At 52.9% G+C, this 13858-nt stretch carries 12 protein-coding genes; 9 read left to right on the top strand and 3 right to left on the bottom strand.

What is annotated here, in order from left to right; all coding sequences use genetic code 11:
- Window positions 1-107 precede the first annotated feature (107 nt).
- The 4 genes from K0H63_RS00455 (at window position 108) to glpG (ending at window position 3614) form a co-directional block, all read left to right on the top strand.
- Window positions 108-1301, top strand: coding sequence for a glycine C-acetyltransferase (locus K0H63_RS00455; RefSeq protein ID WP_220066273.1), 1194 nt, complete (start codon window positions 108-110; stop codon window positions 1299-1301).
- Window positions 1302-1322: 21 nt separating this feature from the next.
- Window positions 1323-2348: an L-threonine 3-dehydrogenase gene (tdh, locus tag K0H63_RS00450; RefSeq protein WP_220066272.1), complete on the top strand. Its 1026-nt coding sequence runs from the start codon at window positions 1323-1325 to the stop codon at window positions 2346-2348.
- 124 nt (window positions 2349-2472) lie between these two features.
- Window positions 2473-2784 carry a thiosulfate sulfurtransferase GlpE gene (gene glpE / locus K0H63_RS00445; RefSeq protein WP_203325613.1) on the top strand — a complete coding sequence of 104 codons (312 nt, stop codon included), beginning with the start codon at window positions 2473-2475 and terminating at the stop codon, window positions 2782-2784.
- Window positions 2781-3614, top strand: a complete 834-nt coding sequence (glpG, locus tag K0H63_RS00440) for a rhomboid family intramembrane serine protease GlpG (protein ID WP_220067767.1) — start codon at window positions 2781-2783, stop codon at window positions 3612-3614. Before glpE ends, glpG begins: the two co-directional genes overlap by 4 nt.
- 61 nt (window positions 3615-3675) lie before the next feature.
- Here the strand turns inward: glpG and elbB are convergent, their stop codons facing one another.
- A complete protein-coding gene (gene elbB / locus K0H63_RS00435; protein ID WP_220066271.1) occupies window positions 3676-4329 on the bottom strand; it encodes an isoprenoid biosynthesis glyoxalase ElbB in 654 nt (217 codons plus the stop codon).
- Window positions 4330-4715: 386 nt separating this feature from the next.
- Between elbB and polA the strand changes: the two genes are divergently transcribed.
- The gene (gene polA, locus K0H63_RS00430; RefSeq protein ID WP_220066270.1) at window positions 4716-7487 is read left to right on the top strand and encodes a DNA polymerase I; all 2772 of its coding nucleotides are present in this window, start codon (window positions 4716-4718) and stop codon (window positions 7485-7487) included.
- A 956-nt stretch (window positions 7488-8443) separates the two neighbouring features.
- Here the strand turns inward: polA and yihA are convergent.
- On the bottom strand, window positions 8444-9097 hold the full coding sequence (gene yihA / locus K0H63_RS00425) for a ribosome biogenesis GTP-binding protein YihA/YsxC (protein WP_220066269.1): 654 nt from the start codon (window positions 9095-9097) through the stop codon (window positions 8444-8446).
- Window positions 9098-9266: 169 nt separating this feature from the next.
- Here yihA and K0H63_RS00420 point away from each other — a divergent pair, with 169 nt between their 5' ends.
- The 4 genes from K0H63_RS00420 to K0H63_RS00405 all read left to right on the top strand — a co-directional run bounded on the left by K0H63_RS00420 (window position 9267) and on the right by K0H63_RS00405 (window position 12398).
- Window positions 9267-9887 (top strand): c-type cytochrome, encoded by a 621-nt coding sequence (locus tag K0H63_RS00420; RefSeq protein ID WP_011758214.1) that lies wholly within the window; start codon window positions 9267-9269, stop codon window positions 9885-9887.
- A gap of 773 nt (window positions 9888-10660) precedes the next feature.
- Complete coding sequence (locus K0H63_RS00415; protein ID WP_220066268.1) at window positions 10661-11341, top strand: methyltransferase domain-containing protein; 681 nt, start codon at window positions 10661-10663, stop codon at window positions 11339-11341.
- Between the two features lie 36 nt (window positions 11342-11377).
- The gene (gene yihI / locus K0H63_RS00410) at window positions 11378-11914 is read left to right on the top strand and encodes a Der GTPase-activating protein YihI (protein WP_220066267.1); all 537 of its coding nucleotides are present in this window, start codon (window positions 11378-11380) and stop codon (window positions 11912-11914) included.
- Between the two features lie 16 nt (window positions 11915-11930).
- A complete protein-coding gene (locus K0H63_RS00405; RefSeq protein ID WP_220066266.1) occupies window positions 11931-12398 on the top strand; it encodes a DUF2489 domain-containing protein in 468 nt (155 codons plus the stop codon).
- Between the two features lie 53 nt (window positions 12399-12451).
- Here K0H63_RS00405 and K0H63_RS00400 read toward each other — a convergent pair whose 3' ends face one another.
- Complete coding sequence (locus tag K0H63_RS00400) at window positions 12452-13723, bottom strand: metal-dependent hydrolase family protein (RefSeq protein WP_220066265.1); 1272 nt, start codon at window positions 13721-13723, stop codon at window positions 12452-12454.
- Between the last annotated feature and the right edge of the window lie 135 nt (window positions 13724-13858).

Below are 13858 nucleotides of genomic sequence, written 5' to 3'. Positions count from 1 at the left end.
TTATGCGGCCATTAGTGCATCAAAAATAAGCTGCGGGCCGATTGGGTTTAGGGGTAGAATGCCGTCACTCCAACAAAAGCAGAATAAAGTTAACTAAGGAGAGACCAGTGGCATCAACCTCATTCTACGAGCAGATCAAACAACAACTCGCCGACGTTAAGGCCGAAGGCCTCTACAAAAGCGAGCGCGTGATCGTCTCACCGCAACAGACTGCAATTAAGGTTGGCAGCGATGAAGTAATCAACTTCTGCGCCAATAACTATCTGGGCCTGGCCAACCACCCTGAGCTGGTTAAAGCCGCTCAAGCTGGTCTGGCCGACCACGGCTTCGGTATGGCCTCAGTGCGCTTTATCTGCGGCACCCAGGACATCCACAAACAGCTGGAAGCCAAACTTTCTGAATTCCTCGGCACCGAAGACACCATCCTGTATTCCTCTTGCTTCGATGCCAACGCCGGCCTGTTCGAAACCCTGCTCGGCCCCGAAGATGCCATCGTCTCCGATGCACTGAACCACGCCTCTATCATCGACGGTGTACGTCTGTGTAAAGCCATGCGTTTCCGCTATGCCAACAACGACATGGCCGATCTGGAAACTCAGCTTAAGGCAGCCCGCGATGCCGGTGCCCGCCACATCCTGATTGCCACCGATGGTGTGTTCTCCATGGATGGCGTGATTGCCAACCTCAAGGGTGTGTGCGACCTCGCCGACCAATACGGCGCACTGGTGATGGTAGACGACTCCCACGCCGTGGGCTTTATCGGCCAAAATGGCCGTGGCACCCACGAGTATTGTGGCGTTATGGACCGTGTAGACATCATTACCGGCACCCTGGGTAAGGCCCTTGGTGGCGCTTCGGGTGGTTACACCTCGGGTAAAAAAGAGGTGATCGACTGGCTGCGTCAGCGTTCACGCCCTTATCTGTTCTCCAACTCACTGGCACCATCCATCGTGGCCGCCTCTATCCGCGTATTGGATATGCTCAAAGAAGGTCAGGAACTGCGTGAAGCGGTGTGGGAAAACAGCCGTTATTTCCGTGAAAAAATGTCCGCCGCCGGTTTCACCCTGGCCGGTGCCGACCATGCCATCGTTCCGGTCATGCTGGGCGATGCCAAGCTGGCAGCCGAATTTTCGGCCCGCCTGCTCAAAGAAGATATCTACGTGATTGGTTTCTCTTTCCCTGTGGTGCCAAAGGGCCAGGCCCGTATCCGTACCCAGATGTCTGCCGCCCACACCCGTGCGCAGCTGGACAAGGCCATTGAAGCCTTCACCCGTATTGGTAAGGAAATGGGCATCATCTGATGTCCATTTTGGAGTAAGCACATGAAAGCTCTTGCTAAACTCAAGCCTGAAGAAGGCATTTGGATGGTTGATGCCCCCAAGCCGGAAATGGGCCACAACGATCTGCTGATCAAAATCCGTAAAACCGCCATCTGCGGCACCGACGTGCATATCTACAACTGGGACGAGTGGTCACAAAAAACCATCCCCGTGCCCATGGTAGTAGGTCACGAATACGTGGGCGAAGTGGTAGGTATCGGCCAGGAAGTCCGTGGCTTCAAGATTGGTGACCGCGTCTCCGGTGAAGGCCACATCACCTGTGGTCATTGCCGTAACTGCCGCGCCGGCCGCACGCATCTGTGCCGCAATACCACAGGCGTGGGTGTAAACCGTGAAGGCTCGTTCGCCGAATATCTGGTGATCCCGGCCTTTAACGCGTTCAAGATCCCCGATGACATCAGCGACGACCTGGCCGCCATCTTCGACCCATTCGGCAACGCAGTGCACACAGCCCTGTCGTTCGATCTGGTGGGTGAAGACGTGCTGATCACAGGTGCAGGCCCCATCGGCATCATGGCCGCAGCCGTGTGCCGCCACGTGGGCGCCCGTCATGTGGTGATCACCGACGTGAACGAATACCGCCTGGAGCTGGCCCGCAAAATGGGAGCGACCCGTGCGGTGAACGTGGCCAAGGAAAACCTGAAAGATGTGATGAAAGACCTCGGCATGACCGAAGGCTTTGACGTTGGCCTGGAAATGTCCGGCGTACCTGCCGCCTTCCATTCCATGCTGGATACCATGAACCACGGCGGCAAAATCGCCATGCTGGGTATTCCCGGCGGCGAAATGGCCATCGACTGGAGCAAGGTGATCTTCAAGGGACTCATTATCAAGGGCATCTACGGCCGTGAAATGTTTGAGACCTGGTACAAGATGGCCAGCCTGCTGCAATCAGGCCTGGACTTGTCCCCCATTGTTACCCACCACTTCAAGGTGGACGACTTCCAGCAAGGCTTCGACGCCATGCGTTCCGGCCAGTCCGGTAAAGTCATTCTCAGCTGGGATTAATCTCCCGGTAAGCGCGTGCAAGCCACAACGGGTGTGCACGGCTTAGCTATCCCAACAGGGCACTGTACAGACGGCAGTGCCCTGTTGCACACTACCCCTGTCGCTTTTATTTACCGAGGATCTCATGTCTGCTTTCAAGCACCTGAGCGTCAACGAGCTCATTCACATGCGCACCGAGCAAGGTACTGATGTACAAATTGCCGATATCCGCGATCCCCAAAGCTTTGCCAACGGCCACATAGAAGGTGCTGTCAACCTGAGCAACGATAACCTGGCCCGCTTTATCGCCGAATCCGATATGGACAAGCCACTGGTGGTGGTGTGCTACCACGGTATCAGCAGCCAGAATGCCGCCGCCTACTTGGTGGAGCAGGGTTTCGATCAGGTGTACAGCCTCGATGGCGGTTACAGCGCCTGGCATATGGCCAATCTCTGATGGAATTCGGCCAACTGCCCAACGCCAGAGCAGCTCAGGCCCTGGCGGATTATCTCAAGACTCGGGGTATTGACTGCCATATCAGTCCGGCTGCTGAAGGTGTCAGCCTGTCTGTTGTCAAGCCACAGGATCTGGCAGCAGCAAAGGCCGAATTCGACCACTTCCTGCGTCATCCAGGTGATGAAAAATACCTGGCGGCATCCTGGGAAACCGGCAGTACAGAAACGCAATTTAATTACGGTTCACCTGGTCTCGCGCTGCTGAGCCGCTTTGTCACCGCCGCCGGGCCCATCACACTGACGGTATTTGCGCTGTGCATCTTGGTGTATGGTGCTTTTAATTTGGGCTTTGCCGATCCCACTTACGCACTGCTGAGCTTTTTCGGTGCCAGCGGCACAGGTCAAAGCGCTGAGGTCTGGCGCGTATTCACCCCGACCCTGATGCATTTTTCACTGATGCATATCAGCTTTAATCTCTTGTGGTGGTGGTATCTGGGCGGAAAAATTGAAACCCGTATCGGCTCTTGGCCGCTGATGATATTGCTGCTTGTGGCAGGCACCCTGCCCAACCTCATTCAGTATTATGTTTCGGGCCCTAACTTTGGTGGTTTGTCCGGGGTTGTGTATGCCGTCGCAGGCTACACATTTGTGATGGGTATCAGAAAGCCCTCTGCCGGTATCTATCTGCCACCAAGCTATATGGGCTTTATGCTGGTTTGGCTGATATTGGGATTCTTTGATTTTCTCGGGCTTTCCATGGCCAATGGCGCCCACTTGGGTGGACTCGCGGTGGGTCTGCTGCAGGGTTTATGGGACAGTCGCCGCCGTTAGCAGTCGAGGGCGAACTCTACGCCCCCGAAACCTGCTGGTAAACGCAACAGCCACATGTATATCAGGCCATCGCCAGCACTTTGGTAACCAGCTTTTCAATGCCCGAATGCGCCTCGGCAATGTTGCCTGCCAACATATATGCCGGAGTGCTCACTATCTTGTTGGCCTCATCCACCACAATCTCGTGTACTGACGCATCCCGATGATCGCCGCCCATGGAACAAAAAGCTTCACTGGTGCCCTTGTCGTGACCAATGGTTCCGATGGCACCCTTACCGTAGAGCTTGGGGATCATTACAGGTGCAATACAGATAAAGCCTACCGGCTTTTTCGCCAGGGCGAACTCAGCAATAAAATCACGCACCTCGGGTGCCACGTCGCAATCGGCGCCGACCAGGGCAAAATTGCACAGGTTTTTTGCCGCACCAAAACCACCGGGGATAATCAGCGCATCGAAGTCGGCCACATTTAACTCTGTGGTGGGCTTAATGTCCCCACGGGCAATACGCGCAGCCTCGACCAACACGTTGCGATGTTCGTCTTGGGCAACTTCGCCGGACAGATGATTGACCACATGCAGCTGAGGAATATCAGGGGCAAAACACTGATAACGGGCACCGGCCTTGGCCAGGGACAACAATGTCAGTACCGCTTCATGAATTTCGCTGCCATCAAAGACACCACAGCCCGCCAAGAGTACTGCGATATTTTTCACAAAAAATTCCCTCTTATGTAATTTGGTTTTAACAATATGGTCACATATTGGTTGATCTGATTAAAAATCGTGCTAAGTTATTTCATCAGCTTTGGCATGGCACAGGATGTAGCATCGCTCGCCGGGGTGATAAAAACAACCAACAAAGAAATCCACAGATCAGGATGATTTAACGGAATTGCCAGACACTTCACAGAAATAGAATTAACTAATAATAATCAACAACATAAAAACATGTTCTTCAGCCTTATCGAAAAACACTCCAACTTGTTGTTCTTTTAGCTCACAGACTTATCCACAAGCCGTGAGCCGCTTGCTGTGGCCGAATTCCTGTATCTGTGGCATGCTAAGCCCCCAAGAATCCATGGACTGTTGAAGCCGAATCTATGCCTGATATTGCCAGCAACCCGCTCATCCTTGTGGATGGTTCTTCCTATCTTTATCGCGCCTATTATGCACCACCACATTTAACCAATTCCAAAGGCGAAGCCACCGGCGCAGTGTATGGTGTGGTTAACATGCTGCGCAGTCTGCTGTCCCGCTATCACCCAACGCAAATGGCGGTGGTGTTTGATGCCAAGGGCCCAACATTCCGAAATGAGATGTATCAGGAATACAAGGCTCATCGCCCTCCCATGCCGGACGATCTGCGCAGCCAGATAGCCCCGCTGCATCGCATCATCAAGGCGCTGGGTATTCCGCTTATCAGCATTTCCGGCGTTGAGGCCGACGACGTGATTGGCACTATCGCCATTCAGGCCGGGAACGAAGGTCGCAGCGTACTTATCAGCACCGGCGATAAAGACATGGCGCAGTTGGTGAACGAACATATCACCCTGATCAACACCATGACTGACACCATCCTTGGGCCGGACGAAGTGGCCACCAAGTTCGGCGTGGGACCAGAGCTGATTATCGACCTGCTGGCGATGATGGGCGATAAGGCAGATAACATCCCAGGCCTGCCCGGCGTTGGCGAGAAGACCGCGCTGGCAATGCTCACCGGCGCCGGTGGCGTAGCCAAGCTACTCTCCGACCCCGACTGTGTCACCGAGCTCGGCTTTCGCGGCGCTAAAACCATGGCAGCCAAAATCCGCGACAATGCGGCAATGCTGGAGCTGTCCTACAAGCTCGCTACCATCAAGACCGATGTGGAGCTTGAGCAGGATTGGCATCAGTTGTCTCTCAGCGAGCCAAACCGGGACGAGCTTATCGCCTGCTATGGCGAGATGGAGTTTAAACGCTGGCTTGCCGAAGTGCTGGACAACAAATCGCCCCTGGGATCCAAGGCTTCAGCACCGCTGGCAAGCCAGGAGACCACAGAGACCCCGGTAGCTACCGCCATCGAAACCCAATACGACACCCTGCTGACCGAAGCCGAGCTTAATGCCTGGCTCGAGAAGCTGAGTAAAGCCGAATTGATAGCTGTGGATACCGAGACTACCAGTCTCGACTATATGCAGGCCGAGTTGGTTGGTCTGTCGTTTGCTATCGAGCCCGGCAAAGCCGCTTATCTGCCGCTGGGACACGACTATCCGGGTGCACCGGAGCAATTGCCGCGCCAAGCGACTCTCGCCAAGCTCAAGCCACTGCTTGAAAATCCGGACATTAAGAAGGTTGGCCAAAACCTTAAGTATGATATGAGTGTGCTGGCCAATGCCGGTATCCAGCTCAAGGGTGTGGCCTTCGATACCATGCTTGAGTCTTATGTGTTCAACTCGGTGGCAAGCCGCCACGACATGGACGGGCTGGCGCTCAAGTATCTGGGGCATAAGAACATCGGCTTCGAAGACATCGCCGGTAAGGGTGCCAAGCAACTGACCTTTAACCAAATCGCGTTGGAACAGGCAGCTCCCTACGCGGCCGAAGATGCCGATATCACCTTAAGGCTGCATCAGCATTTGTGGCCACGGCTGGTTAAAGAAGAAGGCCTGGAATCGGTGTTTACCGAACTCGAACTGCCGCTGATTGATGTGTTGTCAGACATCGAACGTCGCGGCGTGCTCATTGATAGCATGTTACTGGGCCAGCAGAGCGAAGAGCTGGCGCGCAAGATTGATGAGCTTGAACAAAGCGCCCATGAGATTGCCGGTGAACCCTTTAACCTGTCGTCCACCAAGCAGTTGCAGGAGCTGTTTTTCACCAAGCTGGGTTATCCAGTCATCAAAAAGACTCCCAAGGGTGCCCCTTCCACCGCAGAAGAAGTGCTGGTTGAATTGGCGCTGGACTACCCACTGCCGAAAATCATCCTTGAGCACCGCAGCCTCACTAAGCTCAAGAGTACTTATACCGATAAGCTGCCACTGATGATCAATGGCCTTACCGGTCGCGTGCACACCAGTTACCATCAGGCCAACGCCGCGACAGGCCGCCTGTCGTCCAGCGACCCGAACCTGCAGAATATTCCTATTCGCACCGAAGAAGGCCGTCGTATCCGTCAGGCCTTTGTTGCGCCCGAAGGCAAACGTATTCTGGCGGCGGACTATTCGCAGATTGAACTGAGGATCATGGCGCATCTGTCGCAGGACGAAGGCTTGCTGCGCGCTTTTGCCCAAGGCAAAGACATTCACCGTGCCACCGCCGCCGAAGTGTTTGATGTGGCATTTGAAACAGTGACGTCAGAGCAGCGCCGACGCGCCAAGGCGGTGAACTTCGGCCTTATCTACGGCATGTCTGCCTTCGGCCTGGCCCGTCAGTTGGATATTCCCCGCAACGAGGCACAAAGCTACATTGATACCTACTTTAAGCGCTACCCAGGCGTACTCAAATACATGGAAGAAACTCGCGCCATGGCTTCTGAACAGGGTTATGTCAGCACCCTGTTTGGCCGCCGCCTGTATTTGCCGGAAATACGCGACCGTAATGCCATGCGCAGGCAGGCTGCCGAGCGCGCTGCCATTAACGCCCCCATGCAGGGCACGGCCGCTGACATCATCAAGAAGGCGATGATAGCTATCCAGCATTGGATTAAGACCGAGACTAAGGGCGAAATCCAGATGATCATGCAGGTACACGATGAACTGGTATTCGAGGTGGATGCCGATAAGGCAGATGCACTGAAAGACAAGGTATGTGAACTGATGGCGCAGGCGGCAAGCCTCGATGTGCCATTACTGGCTGAAGCAGGCCTGGGCGATAACTGGGACCAGGCTCACTGATAGCTAGCTCTATCCGCTGGCTGCAAACGGTTGCAGTCAGCGGCTTCTTCGGGTTATCCCACATGCCCGCTCGACACACCACAGCTACACCCGCATCTATAACGCATCTATTCCGCTTCTATTCCGCTTCTATACAAAACTTGGTTGCGCAAAATAACGGAAGCTATTCTCTGGTGATAAACACCTGATATTTATATTTAAAAAACAGTGCCCAACGGAGCCGATACTGCGCCCAATCCACCTTGCTTACCCGGATTATGTGAGTTCGCGTATGAGGTAGTGAGTGTACCCTCTATAGGCATTTCCCTGCCTTTCCATCGGTTTTGGCCGCCTTAGCCGTCTTAAGCACCGAACAATCCGCACCGCATTCGGCAAAACAATCAACTATTGAGTAAAAACTCTGAATGTAGCTTTTTGATCAGGAATTTTTTAAAGAAACCCAATAACGATCTAAGTCACTGTTTATAAGCCTTAATTTGTAATTATTAGATCAAATATAGCTGCTTAAATGAGCACATTCGTGAGATCGACCTCACATTATTGTCGCTTTTTCAAAAAAACTGTTTTCATATTTCCGTCAATTGCAGTATTATTCTCGGCGTAGGGTACAGAGGTTAAGATGTTCTATCTTTCAGACCTTTATTTCACTTGATAGTGATGCCAAATAATGGCGCCCCAGCATCTCGTATGCTGGGGCTTTTTTTATGCCCTGAAAAAATATTAGAGCTTTTACTTTAATTTCACAGTGAGAGCGGATAAGATGTGTTCATTGAGAGCCATCGAAGCAGTTTGGTGGTACTTGAGTCTTGTTGAATTTTTTAGCTTCTCCCCAAAAGAGCTAAGACTTTGCGCCGATGGCTGGTCCGTCGGCGTTTTTTTATGCCCAAAAAAGTCGCCTTCAGATCACAGGCAATAAAAAACGCCGCGAGTGCGACGTTTTTCCATGGAAGACGGCGTCAGTCTTCGGCTTGCTCCAATTCTTCCACCAGCCAATCCGGATGACACCAGGCATCCAGGATCGCAAGCACCTTGGGCTTGCCTGTCCCCTTCAATGCAGAGAAGGGCTCCACCGATACCCAATCGCCAAATTCTGCCAGCTCTTTACGCACGGCATTCACCGTTTTCATCTTATCACTCTGGCCCAGCTTGTCGGCCTTGGTGAGCAGTGCCAGTACCGGAATTTCGCTGGCGACGGACCACTCAATCATCTGCCGGTCGAGATCTTTCAGTGGGTGACGAATGTCCATCAGAACAACCACACCACTCAGGCAGGCACGTTTTTGCAGATACTCACCCAGGGCATTTTGCCACTTATGCTTCATTTCCAGCGGCACCTTGGCAAAACCATAACCGGGTAAGTCCACCAGGCGACGCTGGGCATCGAGCTCAAATACGTTAATAAGCTGGGTACGACCGGGGGTTTTACTGGTACGGGCCAGACTTTTTTGTTCTGTCAGGGCATTGAGTGCACTGGACTTTCCGGCGTTGGAACGGCCAGCAAAGGCGATTTCTACGCCAACATCACCTGGTAGATGCTTGTCCAGATGGGCAATATCCGGTGCACTGATCAAAAATTTGGCTTGGCGAAAATCGATACGGGTTTGATTCACTGTGGACTCCGGATAATTGTCAGGCTGGGGCAGAATTTGTCGAAGAATTGCTTACTTTTGCACGTTTTCGTGTAAAATATTGCCCCGATCACATATACGCTATATTACCACGCTTGCGGGCCAGGCCGGTAAGCTCGGGACAATAATCTTAACAAGAAGTTGGAACGCTATGAAAAAGTTAGCTCTTGCGCTGTCTGTTTTCGCTGCTATGTCTACCAATGCTATGGCTGAAGGTGATGCGGCGGCGGGTCAATCCAAAGCGGCTCTGTGCGTTGCCTGTCACGGCGCCGATGGCAACAGCATGATCGACATGTACCCCAAGCTGGCCGGTCAACACGCCAAGTACCTGGAAAAGCAATTGCACGAATTCCAAAGTGCCATGAAGACCGGCGGCAAAGAAGGCCGTATGGATCCTATCATGGGCGGCATGGTAATGACCCTGAACGAGCAGGACATGGCTGATTTGGCTGCCTTCTTTGCCAGCCAGACCCAAACCCACTCACCTGTTGCCGATGTACCCGCTCTGGGTGAGCAGCTATACAAGGGTGGCGACATGTCCCGCGGCATCACTGCCTGTATCGCCTGTCACGGTCCAGAAGGTAAAGGTACCGAGCAAGCCGGTTTCCCAATGGTTTCTGGCCAGCACGCCAACTACATCAAGATCCAGCTCACCAAGTTCCGTGACAAGGCTCGCACCAACGACCTGAACGGTATGATGCAGGATGTAGCGAAAAAGCTGAGCGATGCCGACATCGACGCACTGTCCAAGTACCTTGCTAACCTGAAGTAAGTCTTGGTTCAGATAAAGGGCGACTGAGTTCGCCCTTTTCTTTACTTCTCAAGTTTACGTTGACGTAAACTGATTATATTTTCACTTGACACTGATCACGGTTTTCGCTTTAATGTCCGTCGTACCAAAGCGAACCCAGCTGTATGCGCAAAAATCATACTAACAACATACAGGTTTCGGTACTGTTTATATTCAAGATATAAGAATAAAGTCTAGCAATAACAATAATATTACTGAGCCCACTCGCAAATAATAATAATGAGTAGTGATTTCGTGATGAAATCCGGGTGACATCAAATAAGGGAACGCCGCGTTTGGCATCTTGCTGTTTAGCACTCCCCTTAAAAGTTCAGGGATACTCAACCAAATGGAACTCTGTGCTCTGCATAGAGATGCAATGGAAGCAACATGCTTTGGATGCGCCGGCTGGATGCTGTAATCACTGGAAGGTAATTGCTACACGGATGGTTTACTTAGCGTCAATGAAGACGGGTTGGATAGCAGATGTGTCATGAAGACCATCTACGGAAGCTGTGGTCAGGATGGCGACAGGTTTAGAAAGTGTCTGGACGACCGAAAACGAGAAATTTCCGCAAGGAAAGCAGTAAAAAAAAGACGGATCTGACCGGGAAAGTCACATAGCAAGTATGGATACTTGGAATCAGGATAAGGTGCCAAGGCACCGTGTTGAGGCGGCAGTCTAACTGCCGCCTTTTTTCTTTGGTGCATGTTATACTGCCACTGCCTTGGCAAACCTCAAGCGAACCCTTTCAATGCGACGTTGCCCCCTGTGCCTCAAGCTGGACACCCAGTTATTTCATCAGGACAAAAAACGCAGTTTTCATCACTGTGCCATCTGTGGAATGGTGTTTGCCGACGGTGCAACCCATTTACCACCTCAGGCGATTCGTCAGCGTTATGGGCGCGGTGGCACCCAGGATAATCAGCGCCAGCTGTCTCCGTTCTTGTTATCGCTGCTTGAACAAATCACCAGCCTGCACGGTACAGAGGTGCGGGGATTAAACTACGGACGGGTATTGGATGCAGAGAGCCACAGGCAGCTTAAATCCGCAGGCCATGAACTCAGCCAGTACGACCCCTTTACCGCGCCGGATCCCGAAGCCCTGCAAAGCCAATACGACTTTATATGCTGCTTCAGGGTGTTCGAACATTTTGCTGCCCCCCACCGGGAATGGCGGCTCTTTAACCGCTTACTCAAAGCCGATGGTTTTTTGGCAATCAGCACCAGGATGCTGACCAAGCCATCACGCTTTGATAAATGGCACCATAAAAATAACCCTGCCCATGTCAGCTTTCCCTGTCGGGAAACTTTCGAATATTTGGCTGCTGACAGTGGCTTTCGGCTAATATTTGCCGAAAATGACTTCATCCTGATGCAAAAACCATCGGGATCTGCTATAAAACGCGACCCAAATTCATGCCCTGCCCTGTGAGCCGGGCTGTTCAAGGCATTTCGGAGTTAGAGACCCATGACCCGTATCAAGAAGACACGCAAAGCTGGCGGAACAGCCCCCAAGCAGGCACCTCGCACCTCCAAGTCCGAGCGAGTGCCATCCTCGAAAAAGCGCGACACCGGTAATAAGTCCGGTAGCCGCCAGAACCCAGGCACCGAAAAGCAAGGTAACCGCAGTGGCAAGGGCAAACAGGACCCACGTCTTGGCAGTAAAAAGCCTGTGGCATTGGAACTGACACCCCAAACGCAGCCACAGGTGAAGGCACCCAAGCCCAAGCAGCCAAAACTGAGCGATGAGCAGCTGCTGCTTAAACTCGAAGAAGACCCACGTCTGAACGAGCTGCTGGATCGCCTGGAAGAAGGCCGAGTCCTCGGCGCTGAGGATCAGCGCTGGCTCGACGAGCAGTTATCCAAGATTGAAGCCCTGATGGAAAAACTGGGTATCAGCGATATCGACGAAGCTCAGGGCGAAGACAGAGACGATGATGATGCCCTGTTTGCCCGATTCGAGTCCGGTGCCGATGTGCTCAAGCAATACCAGGACAAAGACTGACATTTAAGGAGCGACCATGCCAACCTTGCTTATCGTTTTGGGTACGCTGATTGTACTGGTCCTCGCCGCCTACGCGGCAAGCCTGCTGTGGAAGCTTAAAAAGCAAACCCAGGCACGTGAAGCGGCCATCGCAGAACGCAAGGCGGCGGCCGACAAACGCCGTGAAGAGATATTCATCGATATCCGCTATATCGCTCTGGCGATGTTGGAAGACAGATGCGAAATTTCTGAAGGCGTTGTGCGCATTGCCAAACTGTTTGAAGTGCTGTCGCTGTCTGAACGCGTCAGTGGCGACTACCCGGCGCTCTTTCGCCATTTCGAGCGCATCCGCCACCATCCGATTATGGAGCAGCGTAAAGCCCTGCCCAAGCCAGAACGCATGAAACTGGACTTTGAACGTATGAAGTCTGAGGCCGAACTGACCGAGGATATTCTCGAAGATGCCAAGCGTTTAAAAGACTTCAAACTGGCGAACAGTCACTGAAGTTCGACTTGTTACATAAAAAAGGGCGCAACTGCGCCCTTTTTGTTTGCCGATTACTTCACCCGGGTACCGTCTTTAATCACCAGGTCAACGGCCTCCAGCAAGGCGATATTTTCCAGTGGATTTCCTTTTACTCCGGTCACATCGGCCAACATGCCCGCTTTTAATGTACCTATGTCTGACTGACCAAGTACTCTGGCGGCAACAGAGGTGGCCGACTGAATCGCCGCCATGGGTGGCATACCGGCATCGACCATCAGGGTAAACTCACGGCCGTTACGTCCGTGCTCATACACACCGGCATCTGTACCGAAGGCGATGGTCACTCCGGCCTTGTATGCCTTGGCAAAGGTTCCCTGGATCTTGGGGCCGATTGCCGCCGCCTTGGGCCTCACAACTTCCGGGAAATAGCCGTCGATTTTTGCTTTGTCGGCCACAAACTCTCCCGCCAGCAACGTGGGCACAAGCGCCACATTGTGTTTTTTCATCAAGGGGAATAGCTCCTCATCCATGTAGGTGCCGTGCTCTATGGTGTTCACACCGGCCAGAATCGCCCGCTTCATCCCATCTTTACCGTGGGCATGCACGGCTACTTTAAAGCCGTAATCCTTGGCAGCGGCCACAATGGCCTTGAGCTCTTCATCGGTAAATTGGGGGTTTTCCCCGCTCTTGGCCACGGAGAGCACGCCACCGGTCGCGGTAATCTTAATCAGGTCGGAACCGTCTTTATAGCGCTGGCGCACAGCCTTGTAAGCATCGGCAGGACCATTAATCACCCCTTCCTTTGGCCCGGGGTCGCCCACCAGCTCCTGGTTGCGACCGTTGGTCTTATCGGCATGACCGCCCGTGGTGCCAATGCTGGTACCGGCGGTAAATATCCTTGGGCCTTCCACCCAACCCTTGTTTATCGCATTTCGAAGAGCAATAGAGCCGAGCCCGGCATCACCCAGGTCGCGCACCGTGGTAAAACCGGCGTTCAGGGTGCGTTTGCCATACATCACCCCACGCAGGGCCAGGTCAGCCGGATTAAGGGTATAGGGTTCAAGGTAAGAGTCTTTGCTGCCCTGAAACGTCAGGTGGGTATGCATGTCGATAAAGCCCGGCATCAGGGTGCCATCGCGCCAATCTATTACAGTGTCGCCTTCAGCCGCGGCTCTGTACCCTTTCTCTATGCCCTGAATACGATTTCCATCCAGCACCAGTGTCGCTTCCCTCACCGGTTTGGCAGCCTCACCATCGATGATACTTCCCGCATGTATGAGGGTCAGCGCGTGAGCATTCACACATAAAGCCCATAAAGTGACAGACAAGAGCGTCTTTTTCATGGATATTCCTTCTCCTGTGACGAAATTTACAACCTGGATCAAGGTTATTTGATCTTAAAGTCTTCATACTTCGCCCATTGCTAAATTACCGGAGGACACGACTTGAAGCAGCCAACTCAAATCAGCTGGGATCAG

This window comes from Shewanella zhangzhouensis (assembly GCF_019457615.1).
Lineage (GTDB): Bacteria > Pseudomonadota > Gammaproteobacteria > Enterobacterales > Shewanellaceae > Shewanella > Shewanella zhangzhouensis.
This window is presented reverse-complemented; position numbering and strand designations above follow the sequence as displayed.

Coding starts and splice junctions, on each gene's coding strand:
- K0H63_RS00415 (WP_220066268.1), top strand. CDS start 10,661: ATGCGACGTTGCCCCCTGTGCCTCAAGCTGGACACCCAGTTATTTCAT.
- K0H63_RS00405 (WP_220066266.1), top strand. CDS start 11,931: ATGCCAACCTTGCTTATCGTTTTGGGTACGCTGATTGTACTGGTCCTC.
- polA (WP_220066270.1), top strand. CDS start 4,716: ATGCCTGATATTGCCAGCAACCCGCTCATCCTTGTGGATGGTTCTTCC.
- glpE (WP_203325613.1), top strand. CDS start 2,473: ATGTCTGCTTTCAAGCACCTGAGCGTCAACGAGCTCATTCACATGCGC.
- yihI (WP_220066267.1), top strand. CDS start 11,378: ATGACCCGTATCAAGAAGACACGCAAAGCTGGCGGAACAGCCCCCAAG.
- K0H63_RS00400 (WP_220066265.1), bottom strand. CDS start 13,723: ATGAAAAAGACGCTCTTGTCTGTCACTTTATGGGCTTTATGTGTGAAT.
- tdh (WP_220066272.1), top strand. CDS start 1,323: ATGAAAGCTCTTGCTAAACTCAAGCCTGAAGAAGGCATTTGGATGGTT.
- K0H63_RS00420 (WP_011758214.1), top strand. CDS start 9,267: ATGAAAAAGTTAGCTCTTGCGCTGTCTGTTTTCGCTGCTATGTCTACC.